Here is a 14824-nt window from a genome sequence, read left to right on the forward strand (position 1 = left end):
CAGCGAGGTTAGCGGGTTCTCGGCGAGTTGACAGGCTTCCCGATGAGTGTGCGTGTACTTGGTCTCGACCGGCAGTCAGCTGTGTGCCGATCGGGCACTACGGCGCGGCGACTGTTGCGGCAATGGCCGCGTACTTGCGGTCCGGGCGGTCCGGGGACTGCTGCTGCAAGCGCTGAAGTTCGGTGAAACCAGCCTTTGCCAGGCGGGCAGAGAATGTGTCTACGGGCCAGCGGTATGCCGTGTGGACCTTGTGGTCGAACGCGGCCACATCGTCGTCGCTGTCGAAGAAGCCGATCACCAGGTTCCCGGAAGGAGGCAGCATCCGGCGGAACTCGGCGAGTACCGCATCCAGCTCCGATGGCGGTAGGTGGATGGTCGAGTACCAGGAGAGGATGCCGGCCACCGAGTGGTCGGGAAGGTCCAGGTCCGTCATTGATCCGAGCTGGAACGCCGGCCCGGGAAAGTGGGTCCGGGCGTAGCCGATGAACTCAGGTACCAAGTCGACGCCGGTCACGTTGGCGCCGAGCGAATGCAGGTAGGCGCTCCAATGCCCGGGGCCGCAACCGAGATCGAGCACGGCGCCGTCCAAGCCGACGAGGTGGTCTCGGACAAGGGCCGTGTCATCCACGTGGGCCTGCCAGTCACCATCGAACAGGGCGATGTACTGCTCGGACATGTGCGAGTAGGCGTCGCGGACCGGCTGGTTGCTCACGGCGCCACTCTAAAGTCTGCCCGCGTTCCGCCCCGAACCCAGTACGCGTCCGGGTTGAGGTGGCACGTCCGGTACGGTGCCGGGGTGCTGCGCGCGGTGCCGGGCCTGGGTGGGCCGCTGACGGCTGAGTTCGAGGTCGGCTACGTCGGCGCCGAGGGATCGGAGGTCCGCACCTCCTTGATCGACTCGGCGGGGGTGCTGTTCGAGCTGGTCAAGCCGGTACGCGGCTTCCCGTCGTACAAGCGGCAGCGCAACTTCCCGGGCTTGTGGTGGTCGTCGACGACCGGCGCTCACGTCGGGTACGAGTCGTGGCTGGAGCGCGATCACCTGATGCTGCTCGACTTCGACCCGGCGGTGGCCGGGATCGCGTCGCAGCCGTTCTGGCTGTTCTGGGACGACGAGGCTTCCGGCCGGCGCCGTTCGCACGCGCCGGACTACTTCGCCCGGCTGGCCGACGGGCGGGGCCTGGTGGTGGACTGCCGACCAGTCGACCGGATCAAGCCGCGTGACGCCGCGGCGTTCGCCGTGACTGGCCGGGCGTGTGAGCTGGTCGGATGGGAGTATCGGCTGGTCGGCGCGCCGGAGCTGGTGATGGTGCGCAATGTGCGCTGGCTGGCCGGTTACCGGCATCCGCGGTACCGGCTGCCGGCGGTGGGCGCGGCGTTGCGGGAGGTGTTCGCCGAGCCCGCGCCGTTGATGGACGGTGCTGGCGCGGCGGGTGACCCGATCGCGGTCCTGCCGGTGTTGTTCCACCTGCTGTGGTGCGGTGAGCTGGCCTGTGACCTCGGGGTACGGCTGCACGAGGCGACCATCGTGACCACGGCCGGGGCCTGCTGATGGGCGCGGGCAAGTTGCCGGTGCTGCGTGTCGGGGAGTGGGTGCGTTTCGACGGCGACGAGCACCAGGTGGTGGCGCTGGCCGGCACGTCGGTGCGGCTGCGCTCGCGGGGTGGGGTTGCGCAGGTGGTGCTGCTGGCGTTCCTGCTCGCCGCCGCGGACTTCGAGCTGCTCGACGAGCAGCAGGCGGTGCCGGCGGTGGAACCGCTGGGGCTGCTGGAGACCCTGCCGCACGAGGTGCTCGAGCGGGCCCGGCGCTGGGAGCGGCACCTCGTCGAGGTGGTCACCGGCCGGGCACCGGAAGCGCCGGAGGGCGCCGGGCCGCGGCCGGGTTACGACCCAGCGGCGAGCACGCTGAAGGACCGCGACGCGGCCAAGGCCGTCGAGCTGAGCGCCGCCGGGCAGCCGACCTCGGCGCGGACGGTGACGCGGATGCGGCTGCGCTACGCCGAGCAGGGCCTGTGGGGGCTGGTCGACCAGCGATACACCCGCGGCAGCGACCCGGTCGGCCGGGCCGACGAGCGGCTGGTCACGGCGATCCGCGCCGAACTGGACGCGCAGACGCACGCCTCGACGGGCACCCGCGGGCGCCTGATGCGACGGGTGCGCACCGCGCTGGACGCCGAGCACGGGCCCGGGGTGGTGCCGATTCCGGGTCGCAGCGCGTTCTACGAGCTGGTCGGCGTGCTGGCCGGCGGGCGGCACTCGTTCGGCGCGGCGACCACGCGCCGGTCCCTGGCCAACCGGCCGGTTGCGCCGTTCACCCCGACGTTCGCCACCCGGCCCGGTGAGCTGGTGCAGATCGACTCCACGCCGCTGGACGTGATGGTGCTGCTGGACTCCGGCGTCCCCGGCCGCCCCGAGCTGACGATGGTCGTCGACGTGGCCACCCGCACCATCGCCGCGGCGGTGCTGCGCCCGGCCGGCACCAAGGCCGTCGACGCCGCGTTGCTGCTGGCCCGCACGCTGGTCCCTGAGCCGATGCGGCCCGGCTGGTCGGCCGCGCTGCGCATGTCCGCCTCCTGGCTGCCGCACACGCGGCTGCTCGACATCGACGCCCGGCTGGAGACCGCCGCGGCCAAGCCGGTGATCGTCCCGGAGACGATCGTCATCGACCACGGCCGGGTGTTCGTCTCCGAGGTGTTCACCCGCGCTTGCGACCGGCTGGGCATCTCTGTCCAGCCGGCCCGCAAGGGCACCCCGACCGACAAGCCGCTGGTCGAGCGGCAGTTCTCCTCTATCGCCAGCCTGTTCTGCCAGCACGTCGCCGGCTACACCGGCGGCAACGTCACCCGCCGCGGCGACCGGATCACCGACGAGCCGCTCTGGAGCCTGCCCGAGCTGCAAGACCTGCTCGACGAGTGGATCGTCGCCGGGTGGCAGCACCGGCCCCATGACGGGCTCCGCGACCCGCACGCGCCGCGCCGGGCGTTCAGCCCGAACGACGCCTACGCCGCGATGGTCGCCGTGTCCGGCTACCTGCCCCTGACGCTGTCTCGGACCGACTACCTGGAGCTGCTGCCGGTGCACTGGCGCCACGTCAACGAGTACGGCATCACCATCGACCACCGCACCTACGACGACGACGCCCCTGCCCCACGGCGAACGCTCCACCGTCGCTGAGCAGGGCGGGCGCTGGGAAGTGCACTACGACCCCTACGACCTGTCCCACGTCTATGTCCGCACCCCGGCCGGCTGGATTACCGCGGCCTGGACGCACCTGCCGATGGTCAGCGCGCCGTTCGCCGACTTCACTTGGCGCCACGCCCGCCGGATGGCCGCCGCCCGCGGCCTGCCCGACGACAACGAGACCGAGGTCGCCCGGGTCCTCGACGAGCTGCTCACCCGCGCCGGCAACGGGCCGCCGAACAAGGCCACGGCCCGCGTCGCGGCCCGCACCCGGGCGGCACGCCGCCGGGTGCTGCCCGAGGCGCAAGTCATCGACCTGCCCACGCCCGCACCCGCACTCGGCGCCGGGCCGGCGCCGGTGGAGCCGTTCGGGCTGTTCGACGTCGACGCCGAAGCCGAGCGCTGGCTATGACCCGGCGCAGGGCCACAGTCCCGGCTCCCGTCTCGGTGCGCCTCCGCCGCAAACGTCCCTTCCGATTGAGAGGCAAAGGCCCCGCCCCGATGGAGCACCTGAGCCAGCCCGACCAGGCCAAGCAGGTCCTGGCCGACGAGCCGTTGACCACCAAGGAGGGCTGGGCGCGGTTCGTGGACCGTCGGCCCACCCCGCCGGCCGCCGGCGACGGGACCGACACCGACGACGCGCGCATCGACTACCTGTCCGAGCTGGTCATGGTCAACACCCCGGTCGTTGCCGAGGTCGTGGCGACGGCACGGCGCTTGGTGCTGCTCAACCGCCGCCAGCTGTCCGCACGCCGCGGGCTGATCGTCACCGGCGTCCCGGGCACCGGCAAGACCACCGCAATCACCGCGCTGGGCCGCACCCACGAAGTCGCGGTGCGTCGCCGGCACCCGCACGAGAAGAACCGGCTGCCGGTCGTCTACGTCACCGTCCCGCCCGCGGCCACACCCCGGATGCTGGCCGTCGAGTTCGCCCGCTTCTTCGGTCTGCCGCTGGGCCGCCGGGCCAACATCACCGACGTGACCAACGCCGTCTGCGCGACCGCCGCTCACGTCGGTGTCGAGCTGGTCCTGGTCGACGAGGTGCACAACCTCAACCTCGCCACCCGCGCCGGGGCCGAGGTGTCCGACCAGCTCAAATACTTCGCCGAGCGGCTGCCCGCCACGTTCATCTACGCCGGCGTCAACGTCGAACGCGTCGGCCTGTTCGCCGGCCCCCGAGGTCAGCAGCTCGCCAGCCGGTTCACCACCATCCCCACCACCGCGTTCGCCTACGGCACCGCCGACCAACGCGCCGCCTGGCACGCCCTGGTCGCCAGCCTGGAAGCCACTCTGCCGCTGCGCGCCCACCAGCCCAGAACGCTCGCCGCGCTGGACGAGTACCTGCACCGGCGCACCGCCGGCATGATCGGCAGCCTGTCGCACCTGGTCCGCGGCGCCGCCATCGACGCCATCCTCGACGGCACCGAACACCTGACCCGCGCCCACCTCGACCGGGTCCGCCTCGACCACGCCGCCGAGGCATACGCCGCGACCCACCCCAGCCCCGCACCGGCGCCACGGGCGCCGGCCGCCACGACCGCATGATCCGAAGGTTGCCGATCACGGTTCGGCCTGCCCAGCAGGAAACCGTCACCTCCTACGTCCGGCGCCTCGCCGCACTGCACTCCATCGGCTACCGAGACCTCTGGCAGCACCTCAGCGCTTCGGTGCCCTACAGCGGCACCAGCAAGCGCCGCCAGCTCATCGTCGCGCAGCGGCTCGTCGCCGCAACCGGCCACCAACTCGCCGCGCTCGCGCACGCGATGCCCGAACTGCGTGACCCCGCCCCGCGCTGGCGGGAGTTGCGTCACCTTCCCCAACGGGCCTGCCCCGTCTGCACCGCACGGCACCCGGGCGGGCCGGTCGTCCGGTTCTTCGCCCACCACGAGTTCGTCTGCACCCGCCACGGCTACTGGATCGGCCCGCCGGTCCCCACCATCCCGGACCTGCGTCCTCGACAGCTCGCGCGGCTGGTCCCCGAACTCGTCACCGCGCAGCGACGGCACACCCGGCTGCTGCGCCGCCGAGGCTGGCGGCACGTCTTCAACGCGTTCGACGTCTCCATCGCCGTCTGCGTCGACCGGCGGTTTCAGCAACGTATCGACGTTCCCGGACGCCGCAGTTGGCAGGAACGCATCGACCTGCTCATCCCTACCCGCACCCGGTTCAACACCTCGGTGTTCCTCGCCGCGTTCTACCCCGAGATCGTCAACCTTGCGCGGCTGTTCTGCTCGCCTACGTGGCGGGCCGTTGCCCGCCGGGCGCTGACCTCCGCGGAGCACCGGCTCACCATCACCGCCGAGATCAGCCGGCAGATCGGACCTGAGCCCGTCCCCCATGACTGGCCCGTCACCCAGGGGTGGACCGGGTACGAAACAGACCGTTGGCTGCGGGCGATGGCCGGCCTGCCGGATGTCGTCGTGCCCAACCGCACGTTCCCGCAGACCCGCCGGGTCACCTTCGACGGCGTCCCGGTCAACCACGCCACCTCCGACGAGACCCTCGCCAAGAAAGCCAACAAGGAGTTCAACAAGCACCGCCATGTTCCGAGCTGGGCGCTACCGAACTACGCCGACCGGCCCACCAACCACGACCTGCCGCTCGACTACCAACCCGAGCCCGAACACCACCCACGCCTCAGCCTGTCGCAGCTGCTGGACGCACTCATCGCCGACAGTGCCAAGTAGATCCGGACGACTAACCTGATCTTGTCCGCGTGGACCTGGCACAACCGCAGCTCAGGCACCGACACCAGTGCCACTTTCCGCCGGACGGGACACCTTACCTTCGCTCGAACCTAGCGCCCGGCCACCGGGTGATGAGCGTCTGCCGCTACGAAGCCGGCCGGTTCACCACGGTGGCATACCCCCGCCCTGCGAGGCAGGGCGGGGGTACAGCTCATCTGGGCGGACGTCTCAGCGCGCCGAAGCCCCTTGGCGGGCTTGCTCGCGTTGTTTGTGGAGGCGGTCCACATCGCGGCTGCTCATCGCGAACAGCGCGTTGGGCCCGTCCTCGCGGCGCATCGGGTAGCCGGCCATCAGGGCCGCCGTGATCAACTCGCCGTTGGTGATGTAGTACCCGAGCAGGTCCTCGGCGAGGTGCTTGAGCCCGTAGCTGCCCATGTTGGGGGTCTTGATCGGGGCGATGTTGGCCACCAGCCAGTCGTGGACCTGCTCCACGATCTCCTCCCGCGAGATTAGGTGCTGGCGGTGCTCTTCGAGCCGTCGGCGCCGCTCGTCGCGGTGCAGGTAGCCGTAGTCGTAGCCAAAGCCGTTGCCGTTGAGCGCGGGGTACTGGTCGATCACCTCGGCGAAGCCGAGCAGCGGCGCCCGTAGCGGCAACGGTTCGAAGGCCGGTGTCCGGGATGCGGGACGCTCGGCGCGCGGCAGCGGCGGGAGCCCGCGCTGGCGGCGGCAGGTGGCGTGGCTGCAACCGGCGGGGACCTCGCGGACCTCCAGCCGGTCGAGGGCCCCGGCACGGTCAAGGCTCGCGGCGATGCCGGAAAGGTACTCGCGGCGGGTCACGGTGTATCGCGCCTCGACGGAGAGCCACAGGCCGCGCCGTTCCGGCGGGCGATTCTGCTGCGCGCCGGCCGCCACGCGGGCCAGGTCGTCGAGTTCCCACCACCGATGCTGTCCACTGATCCTCAGGGCGATCAGCGGTCCGTGTTCGTCCTGCAGCTTCTCCCAGAGGGAGCAGTGGTTGGCGCGCTGCCAGTCGGCGAGCGGGGGCTGAACGATCACCTCGGCAGCGGCCGGGGCGGGGACGATAACCTGCCTGCGGGCTTCGAGGTAGTTGGTACCGGTCGCGGCTTGCTGCAGCCGAAACCGGGTCTTGGTACGACGGTTCTTGGTCACCGTTTCTCCTGTACCGAGACGCCCCACGTCCGTCCCGTCAGCGTGATGACCGTGCGTCGGGATCGTGCGCGATTCGGGTAGGAACCTTGGTCTCGGCGTACCGCTCGACGTGGGCGACTGGTACATCGACACGGGCAGGCGCAGCTGCCGCTGCCCGGATTCTAGCGCGATGACGCGTTCGCCGGCCACCCAGGAAATCGCGGAGCGAAGCGGCGCGCGGGGTCACCTCGGCTCCCCAAAAGTGGGCCAGAACCCGAGTAGAGCCGTCAGAATCACGTTGTCCGGACCACCATACGGACCACTTCTCACACCCTTGATCATTCCTAATCCTCGACTAGACGAGACGGTGTTTTCCCGTGCAGAACGGCCATGCAGGCGATCCACGCGCAAGCTGCGGTCCGTCGGGAAAGACCGACCGCCGACCGGGCTGCTAGCGTCCGGCGCCATGTGGAGCGAGGAGATCGTGGCCGGGCGCCCGGCATGGCGGCACATCCCGTCGGGCGTGGTGTTCCGGAAGGTTCCGGGCGGCTCATTCCGGATGGGCCTGTCCGACGCGGAGCTGGACGCGGTACGCGCCATCGAGCGCAGCGGTGGTGTCGAGGACACCATCGAGCCGTTCTTCGCTGGCGCCGGGGACGCACAGCCGGTACGGGAGGTGCGGGTCGAGCCGTTCCTGATCGCCCGGCACCCGCTGACGGTGGCGCAGGTCCGGCACTGGCTGCCTGAGTACGAGGACGAGTACGGCGAGGCCGACGCCGGCACGGCACGGCTCGAAGACGACCTGGAAGACCTGCTCGAGCTGTTGCCGTTCGGGCTGCCCAGCGAGGCGCAGTGGGAGTACGCGGCCCGGGCCAGCACCGCCACGCTGACCTTCCGCGGTGACGGAAAGCCCGACGAGGATCAGCTTCTCGACGACTTCGGCGACGAGGCGCGGACGGCCGCCGGGGAGAACGCGTTCGGGCTGGCGGCGATGGGGTCGGCGAACGAGCTCTGCGCCGACGTGTGGATCCCCGGGTTCGCCGGTGCGCCGGCAGACGCGCGGCCACGGACCGGCGAGGGGCCCAGGACCGTACGCGGTGGAGCCGCCGATGCCTACCCGTGGCAGGGCTGCGACGAGTGGCTCCTGCTACTTTCCGCCACCCGGTACGAGCACGCCCAGTTCACGGCGGTCCGCCCGGTCGCACCATTGCCACCCGGCTGACAGCCATCTCAACGGATCTGGCGGCACCCGGCATGAAGGACGACCGCCGGTGATTGAACCGCTGCGGGACGACCATGACGGCGGCGAGCCGAGGTACGAATCGGTGGAAAGGACCGGCTTCGTCCTGGCGGCGGCCGCGCTCGCTGTCGGGATTCTGCACGTCGACTTGATCGCCTGGAGGGCGGCGCTCGCCGCAGTCATCGGTGGCCGGCCTGCGAAGCTGGTACGCCGGTGACCAAGGGAATAGCGGATCGTCGCCAGCCCGAGGCGAAGGCGTCAGTCGTCGCCAGCCACCGAAATTCGGATGGCGATGGGGTTCCCTGCGGCGTTGACCTCCAGGTCAACGGGGAAGAAGCCGTCGCCGACGGAGGTCATTGCCATCATGATCCGAGCACCGCCGATTTCGATGGTGGCGGCCTCGTTCTCAGATGCCCGGACGCCTGCCATGACCTGCCAGTGGTGTGAGTGTGGGCGGAAGTCGAAGGCGAACTTGCGGGCCGGCCCAGCGTTCTTGCGGTCATTGAGGGCGACCGCCCGCGCGTAGGCATCTCGTACCGGGATGTTGAGCCAGCCGTAGCCGCCTTCCCCGGACGTACCAGTGCGCTGTGCGCCGAACTCGGCCGCGACCTGCTCCTCGTCCCGCCCCCAGAACACCACGTCGGCGAGACCGTCGAGAGGGTAGTTGTGGGCCCATGATCCGAGCGCGTCCGCGTCGGCAAAGACGAACCGGGCATAGTCCACCCCCGATACTGCCGAGCCGGTGGGTAGCGACGGCGGTGTCCTCGCGCAGCCCGATGCGGACCTGCGACCAGCCCCACTCCCCCGGCACCGCGGTCACCGGCAACGGCCGGCCTGTTGGCACACCCCCGACGGGGACGACCGGCACACCCGTGATCAGGAAGTCAGGATCCCCTTCGGCGATTGCGCGTCGGACCCTGTCCCGATGCGAGATCCGCCCAGGGAACAGGTGCAGCGAAGCGTCATAGGCATGTTCACGGCAATGCTGGTCGAACAGCCGCGAGAACTCGTCGGTGCCGTGCTGCGGAATGTCGTACAGCATCCGGCCGGACTGGCGATCGAACGACCTGGCCGCGACCTCCGCGTCGGGGCCGACGATCTCGAAGTCGGATGCCGGCATGTCCTTGACGCCGTCGACCTCGTCGGGCGACCGGTCTCCGGACCACAACTCCAGGTAACCACCGTCCATCAGGACGAGCTCTCCTGACGGGCACGTCACCTCGCCAAGCAACACGGTCTCTCCCGTGATCGAGAGAGTCTAGGTGACCCTCATGGGCCAGGGATCACCTACCAGGCGGAACCAAGCTGCCGAACCTCACAGCACGCGAGTGTGCGGTCCTGCCGGTTGCGGTGCCGTCAACGCCTCTAGCGGGTGGCCCTTGTCGGATGAACAATGCGCTACCAGACGCTCCGGATCGCGCAGCCAAGGAGAGGTAGCGCCACAAGCAACGCTCAGCCCGGATGGTCGTGTCGAGGCATGCCAGACCGTGCCTCTTCAGCCGGACGCCACCGGCGTCCGCTCCCCTCGACCTAAGGAGCAGGGTGATGATCGCCAGCACTCTCAACTGGGACGAGCTACTCCAACTACCCGCGATGATCGATCTCGCGACCGCCGCTCGCGCTCTCGGCGTTGGCCGCACGAAGGCTTACGAACTGGCGAAGAGCGGTGCCTTCCCCTGCCCGGTGCTTCGGATCGGGACCACCTACCGCGTACGCACCGCGGACCTGCTCAGGCTCGTCGGCATCGAACGGCAGCAGCACGGCGGCGAGGCCCATGCAGTCCCGACGGACACGTGACTACGCCTCACGCTGACGGCTGGCCCCGTCGGGCCCAGCGGTCGCCCACGCAGGCCGGTACCGGCCGGCGAGCACGTCGTCGACGAGCAACGCGAGAATCCCGGAGGGCGTGAGGTCAGGCCGCATAACTACCAGCCTCTCCATCTCTGACGGCGTGAGCCGGATCTTGACCTGCTGATCCCGCTTCTCGCGTACCGGCAACGGCGGCAGATTCTCGGCGACAGGGCGCTGTCGCGGCATGCCTCAACTCCTCGGCGAGCGCTCGAACGGCTGGATGACGAGTTGAGGTTCCCACATCCCACATCGCCTATCACCAACCGCCATCTCACGGCTTACCTTGTGACCCAAAATCGGTACCACTTTTAGGTACCATTGGCGTCAAGCTCGCCGCCGTTGCAGGCACTGAAGGCAGAGGGCTACCCCTCCCCCGCGAAAGGAGCAGGACTACGTGAGCACCTCGGACCCGATCAAGAAGGTCACTCTCCGCAGCGGCAAGACCCGCTACCGGTTCGTCATCGACGTCGGGCGCAAGCCGGACGGACGTCGGGATCAACGGACCTACACCTTCGATACCAGGAAGGAAGCCAAGGCGGAGTACGCGCGGATCAAGCACGAGACCGACCGCGGCACGTACGTCAAACCCGGCAAGGTCACGGTCGACGAGTTCCTCGACGAATGGTTGACGTCCGCCACCCGCGATGTCGAGAAGGCTACCGCCGCCAACTACCGCGATGCGCTCCTGCCGGTCCGCGCTCGTCTCGGCAGCAAGCCGCTCCAAGACGTCACCGAGGCGCTGATCGACTGGATGCTGACAGAGGGCCGGCGGCGCGGCGGCAAGCCGGGAACGGGACTGGGCGTCCGTTCGGTGCGCCTGACGCTCGGCCGTCTCAGGACCGCGCTGAACGTGGCCGTTCGCCGCCAGCTCGTGGTGCGCAACGTCGCAGCGTTCGTGACCATCCCAAGGGCGGCAGCGAAGGCCGACGCCGAGACGCGGGCACAGCGCAAGCCCTGGCCCCAGGAGGAGGTGAAGACGTTCCTGACGGGAATCGCGGGCGAGCGCCTGCACGCCCCCTGCCTGCTGTCGCTGATGGGCCTACGGCCAGCCGAGGTGTGTGGGTTGCGCTGGTCCGATGTCGACTTCGAGGCCGGCACGATCGCGGCCGGGGAGAACACGCGGACGCTCGTCGACGGCGAGATCGAGGAGAAGGAGGCCAAGTCGGCGGCCGGCAAACGCGGCCTACCGATGCCGGCGACGGCCGCGAAGGCTCTGAAGGCGTTCCAGACCCTGCAGAAGAAGGAGCGGCTGAGGGCGGGTGACGTCTACGTCGACAGCGGTTACGTCCTAGTCGACGAGCTCGGCCAGCCGCAACGTACCGACTGGTTCCGCCGCCGGGTCTACGAGCTGATGGCGAAGGTAGGGGTTCGCAAGGTCCGGCCGTACGACGCGCGGCACGCCTGCCTGACCTACCTCGCCGGCGCCGGAGTGCCCGACGTCGTTTTGGCGGCCTGGGCCGGTCACGCGGACGGTGGCACGCTCGCCAAGCGGGTCTACGTCCACCCCGACAACAGCCACCTGAAGGTGGCGGCTGAGCACCTCGAATCAGGGCTGTTCGGATGACTCCAGCGCCCTAAATTCAGCAGTACGAGCGTACGTGATGAATTGTGAGACGAGACAGCAAGAAGGCCCCGACTCACCGAAGTGAATCAAGGCCCTGACCTGCCGATTTACTGTCGGGACGGCCGGATTCGAACCGACGACCCCTTGACCCCCAGTTACATAACAGTTCTGTCACGCCGTGTTGGGCCGTGCCGATAAATGCAGAATTCGGGATAGTTCGACATTGGACGGCACCGCGATGCCGGCCAGTGCCGGACCTTTCCCTCCCACGGCCTCAAGCCTGTGACCAGGGCCGTGACCACAACCAGTCAAGTGCCCAGGTCGCTTCAGCCAGCAGGCGAGCACCGAAGACGTTACGCCCATGGTGGGATGTGCCGGCTCACGTACTCGCGAGCGCGAGGAAGCGGGTCATGCCAATACTGGTTCGGCATACGGGAGTGGTGCTCCTCGCAGAATTCAGCAAGACTGGCCGTGATCTTGACTGCTCCAGCGGGTGGCCTTCGAAATCTGTGTTGACCGCCAGCAACTACGCCTCGGGATGCCAGCCTGAGTGGGGTCTGTGGATCTAAAGGCTCTGTCTCACATTCGGTGGTGACGGAGGGTGCTGGTTAGCCGAGCAGGATTCGATGGCGCAGGAGAGCGAAACCCGCGCGTCCGTACATCTGTCGCTTGATCAGTTTGGTTTTGGTGTTGACGCCTTCGGTGCCGCCGTTGTGGAAGGGGTAGGTCAGGGCGGCGTTGACGGCGTCGCGGTCGAGGCCGAGGCCGCGGGTGAAGGTGTGCAGGTGGGGCAGGTCTGTGGCCTTGACCTCGGCGATCCACGAGTCGAGACGGTCATCGTTGCCGTCTGCGGGCGTGAGTAGCGCGGCGAACGAGCCGATGAAGCCGGCCAGCGCGGTCATCTGCGGGCAGGCGCCGGTGAGAGCGTCGACAAGTGTGCGTTGATGTTCTTTGAGCTGGTCGGGTGCGGTGAGGAGGTAGCGGGTCAGTCGCCTGGGTGAAAGGGCTGGGCGGTCGGCTTCGACGCGGCCTTGCGTGATGTAGCGGTAGAGCAGGTTGAGGGTGCCGGTGTAGCCCAGTTCTCTGATTTCGGCGAGGAGTTGTGTGGCGCCGACGGCGGGGTCTTGTTGGCGGCGGCGTCGCAGGTGGTCGCGGTAGGGGTCGACGAGTGTGGGCCGGTATTGCGGTGCGCGGACCAGGCGTTCGGGTGCACTGATGCGGGCGTAGCGTTTGACGGTGTTGAGGCCGAGGTTGAGCCGGCGGCCGCATTCCAGCAGGCCGACGCCTTTGTCGAGCAGGTCGTGGACCTGCTGCCACCGCTGTCGGGTAGTCACGGCTCGTTTGCCTTCCTGCGGCGGCGGGCCTGCGGTGGCCCAGCATGAGCTGTGTGCGGTGACCTCCCTGCGCACGGCTTCGGCGAGGTTGTGCCACAGGTGCCAGCGGTCTGCGACCTGCAACGCCTGGGGCAGGGCACGGCGGATCGCTTCGGCGTAGGCGCCGGAGGAGTCCCGGCAAACCACCTGAACACCGGGATGATCGCGCAGCCACGTCTCTAGCGTTGCGGCCTTGCGGTCGGGCAGCACATCGATGCGCTCACGCGTGACCGCGTCGATCAGGACGGTGGCGTAACGCTGACGTCGCCGCAACGCGAAGTCGTCGACCCCGAGCACGCGGGGCACCTGCCGCTCGGGCAGCGGTATGCGCAGCAGCGCCCGCAGAGCGGTGTGCCGGGACATGACGACCATTGCCAGGGCCGACAACAACCGAGCGCCTCCCCGGCCGGCCAACTGGTGTACCACCGCAGCGACCTGGGAAATCAGCCGGGGTGTGCGGCGCTGGTAGCGGTTCAGAACGCCCGGAAGCTGTTCCCGGAACGTCTGACGGCAGCCCCGGGTCGGGCACACCCGCCGACGCACGCGCACCCGCACCACCACCGGCCGGGCACCGACCGACACGTCCGCGAGGGTCCGCTGGTGATACCCGTGCACCCGGCCCGTCACCGCCGCACAGCCCGGACAAGCCACCGACCCTCCAGGAGTCCGAGCCCGCACCAGAATCCGCTCGCCCTCGTCCGTGACGTCGTCGATCACCAGCGGGGACAGCCCTGAGAACACCATCTTCGTAAGATCATCGATCTTGCACACACGATCTCAACGACATCGACCACCTTCTGTCACCACCGAATGTGAGACAGAGCCCTTAGCGAGACAGGCCCGATCTGTAGCGAGATAGGCCCCTTGTTGATGCTGGCTGCCTGGTGTCTGCCAGGCGTGATTAACTCGACCGTGGGAGAAGTCGTGACCGTTGAAGTCTTCTTGGGGGATGGAGGCGAAGTAGGGCCAGAAGTCAAATGACGGTGCTTTGTTGACCCCCACGGCTGTGGCTTGTGGTCCCATCGTCGCCTTGAATTCGTCCCCAGCCAGTAGCGGTGGCACGCCTCGCGGATACCTCATCCGGGCGGGTCCATGAACGCCTCGCGGGGCGATGTGGCGCTTGAGGCAGCGCATGATCTCGGTCTTGGCCTTGCCCTCGACAGCGGCGGCGGGCAACGCAGTCCTTGGGCGAGTGGTAGCCCTACGGACGAGAGTACTGCGCCAGTTTGCACTGTTGGCGTCACGGCCAGCGCCGCAGTGGGAGGCGGTAGCTGCCGGTGCGCCCGAATCATGCCGGGGGCGAGGTCGCGGAGCCCGCGCAAAGACGGCTTGAGAGCTCACCCGCTGCGGCGTTGCCCGACGGCGGTGACGAGCAGTTGTTTGGCGGTATCAACGCCGATTTCGGGAGGCGCGACCAGGTCTCAGCTGTAGCCATGACGAGATGGGTCAGGTGGCTGTCGAGGTCGTCCATGTAGGCGAACTACGCCGCCTGTGTGGACGACACACCCGCTACGCTGCACTCAGCGCCTCGTCGAATGCGAGCCGCTGTCTCCGAAAGGACGATCTTGCGGGTCCAAGTGAAGGAAAACCGCTCTGTCGATCTTTAGATCCCCAGGTCAACAAAGTCTGCTCCCCGCGCACGCGGGGGTGATCCACCGGTGATCGGTGTCCTCCAGTTGCGCGGTGACTGCTCCCCGCGCACGCGGGGGTGATCCGAACCGCCAGATCAGGAGCAGGCCGAGCGCGGCCTGCTCCCCGCGCACGCGGGGGTGATCCCCGTGCT

15 protein-coding genes and 1 CRISPR repeat array (1 of these 16 only partly in view) are annotated in these 14824 nt (G+C 68.9%); of the genes, 10 read left to right on the forward strand and 5 right to left on the reverse strand.

Annotated elements, in window-relative coordinates; translation table 11 throughout:
* Positions 1–97: 97 nt before the first annotated feature.
* Positions 98–676 (reverse strand): class I SAM-dependent methyltransferase, encoded by a 579-nt coding sequence (locus GA0070608_RS28680; RefSeq protein WP_077938073.1) that lies wholly within the window; start codon positions 674–676, stop codon positions 98–100.
* A 90-nt stretch (positions 677–766) separates the two neighbouring features.
* Here GA0070608_RS28680 and GA0070608_RS28685 point away from each other — a divergent pair, with 90 nt between their 5' ends.
* The 5 genes from GA0070608_RS28685 (at position 767) to GA0070608_RS28700 (ending at position 5864) form a co-directional block, all read left to right on the forward strand.
* Positions 767–1549: a TnsA-like heteromeric transposase endonuclease subunit gene (locus GA0070608_RS28685; RefSeq protein WP_245715993.1), complete on the forward strand. Its 783-nt coding sequence runs from the start codon at positions 767–769 to the stop codon at positions 1547–1549.
* Positions 1549–3171: an integrase catalytic domain-containing protein gene (locus GA0070608_RS28690; protein ID WP_245715994.1), complete on the forward strand. Its 1623-nt coding sequence runs from the start codon at positions 1549–1551 to the stop codon at positions 3169–3171. Before GA0070608_RS28685 ends, GA0070608_RS28690 begins: the two co-directional genes overlap by 1 nt.
* Before the next feature lie 19 nt (positions 3172–3190).
* Positions 3191–3589, forward strand: coding sequence for a hypothetical protein (locus GA0070608_RS33785; protein WP_245715995.1), 399 nt, complete (start codon positions 3191–3193; stop codon positions 3587–3589).
* 89 nt (positions 3590–3678) lie between these two features.
* On the forward strand, positions 3679–4722 hold the full coding sequence (locus GA0070608_RS28695; protein WP_091632318.1) for a TniB family NTP-binding protein: 1044 nt from the start codon (positions 3679–3681) through the stop codon (positions 4720–4722).
* A gap of 8 nt (positions 4723–4730) precedes the next feature.
* Positions 4731–5864 carry a TniQ family protein gene (locus GA0070608_RS28700; protein ID WP_176733884.1) on the forward strand — a complete coding sequence of 378 codons (1134 nt, stop codon included), beginning with the start codon at positions 4731–4733 and terminating at the stop codon, positions 5862–5864.
* A 228-nt stretch (positions 5865–6092) separates the two neighbouring features.
* Here GA0070608_RS28700 and GA0070608_RS28705 read toward each other — a convergent pair whose 3' ends face one another.
* Positions 6093–7034 carry a hypothetical protein gene (locus tag GA0070608_RS28705; protein ID WP_091632326.1) on the reverse strand — a complete coding sequence of 314 codons (942 nt, stop codon included), beginning with the start codon at positions 7032–7034 and terminating at the stop codon, positions 6093–6095.
* A gap of 445 nt (positions 7035–7479) precedes the next feature.
* Here GA0070608_RS28705 and GA0070608_RS28710 point away from each other — a divergent pair, with 445 nt between their 5' ends.
* The gene (locus tag GA0070608_RS28710) at positions 7480–8235 is read left to right on the forward strand and encodes a formylglycine-generating enzyme family protein (protein WP_091632330.1); all 756 of its coding nucleotides are present in this window, start codon (positions 7480–7482) and stop codon (positions 8233–8235) included.
* A gap of 49 nt (positions 8236–8284) precedes the next feature.
* Positions 8285–8470, forward strand: a complete 186-nt coding sequence (locus GA0070608_RS28715; RefSeq protein WP_091632334.1) for a hypothetical protein — start codon at positions 8285–8287, stop codon at positions 8468–8470.
* 41 nt (positions 8471–8511) lie between these two features.
* Here GA0070608_RS28715 and GA0070608_RS33790 read toward each other — a convergent pair whose 3' ends face one another.
* Positions 8512–8976, reverse strand: a complete 465-nt coding sequence (locus GA0070608_RS33790) for a hypothetical protein (protein ID WP_245715996.1) — start codon at positions 8974–8976, stop codon at positions 8512–8514.
* Positions 8977–9223: 247 nt separating this feature from the next.
* Here GA0070608_RS33790 and GA0070608_RS33795 point away from each other — a divergent pair, with 247 nt between their 5' ends.
* On the forward strand, positions 9224–9460 hold the full coding sequence (locus GA0070608_RS33795; RefSeq protein WP_245715997.1) for a hypothetical protein: 237 nt from the start codon (positions 9224–9226) through the stop codon (positions 9458–9460).
* Positions 9461–9798: 338 nt separating this feature from the next.
* Entirely contained in the window at positions 9799–10050 is a 252-nt protein-coding gene (locus GA0070608_RS28725; RefSeq protein WP_091632337.1) for a helix-turn-helix transcriptional regulator, read from the forward strand.
* On the opposite strand, the gene GA0070608_RS28730 is transcribed toward GA0070608_RS28725, so the two are convergent.
* Entirely contained in the window at positions 10051–10290 is a 240-nt protein-coding gene (locus tag GA0070608_RS28730; protein ID WP_091632340.1) for a hypothetical protein, read from the reverse strand.
* A 208-nt stretch (positions 10291–10498) separates the two neighbouring features.
* Between GA0070608_RS28730 and GA0070608_RS28735 the strand changes: the two genes are divergently transcribed.
* Positions 10499–11668, forward strand: a complete 1170-nt coding sequence (locus tag GA0070608_RS28735) for a site-specific integrase (protein WP_091632343.1) — start codon at positions 10499–10501, stop codon at positions 11666–11668.
* A gap of 608 nt (positions 11669–12276) precedes the next feature.
* Here the strand turns inward: GA0070608_RS28735 and GA0070608_RS28740 are convergent.
* Complete coding sequence (locus tag GA0070608_RS28740; RefSeq protein WP_176734017.1) at positions 12277–13785, reverse strand: ISL3 family transposase; 1509 nt, start codon at positions 13783–13785, stop codon at positions 12277–12279.
* An 882-nt stretch (positions 13786–14667) separates the two neighbouring features.
* Positions 14668–14824: a CRISPR direct-repeat array (repeat unit 28 nt; unit sequence CTGCTCCCCGCGCACGCGGGGGTGATCC); it runs 421 nt beyond the window's last position.

The organism is Micromonospora peucetia (genome assembly GCF_900091625.1).
Taxonomy (GTDB): Bacteria; Actinomycetota; Actinomycetes; order Mycobacteriales; family Micromonosporaceae; genus Micromonospora; species Micromonospora peucetia.

What these genes read in the sequence shown, in the direction of transcription:
- GA0070608_RS28680 (WP_077938073.1), bottom strand. Translation starts at nt 676, where the DNA reads ATGTCCGAGCAGTACATCGCCCTGTTCGATGGTGACTGGCAGGCCCAC.
- GA0070608_RS28690 (WP_245715994.1), top strand. Translation starts at nt 1,549, where the DNA reads ATGGGCGCGGGCAAGTTGCCGGTGCTGCGTGTCGGGGAGTGGGTGCGT.
- GA0070608_RS28695 (WP_091632318.1), top strand. Translation starts at nt 3,679, where the DNA reads ATGGAGCACCTGAGCCAGCCCGACCAGGCCAAGCAGGTCCTGGCCGAC.
- GA0070608_RS28710 (WP_091632330.1), top strand. Translation starts at nt 7,480, where the DNA reads ATGTGGAGCGAGGAGATCGTGGCCGGGCGCCCGGCATGGCGGCACATC.
- GA0070608_RS33795 (WP_245715997.1), top strand. Translation starts at nt 9,224, where the DNA reads ATGTTCACGGCAATGCTGGTCGAACAGCCGCGAGAACTCGTCGGTGCC.
- GA0070608_RS28725 (WP_091632337.1), top strand. Translation starts at nt 9,799, where the DNA reads ATGATCGCCAGCACTCTCAACTGGGACGAGCTACTCCAACTACCCGCG.
- GA0070608_RS28730 (WP_091632340.1), bottom strand. Translation starts at nt 10,290, where the DNA reads ATGCCGCGACAGCGCCCTGTCGCCGAGAATCTGCCGCCGTTGCCGGTA.
- GA0070608_RS28740 (WP_176734017.1), bottom strand. Translation starts at nt 13,785, where the DNA reads ATGGTGTTCTCAGGGCTGTCCCCGCTGGTGATCGACGACGTCACGGAC.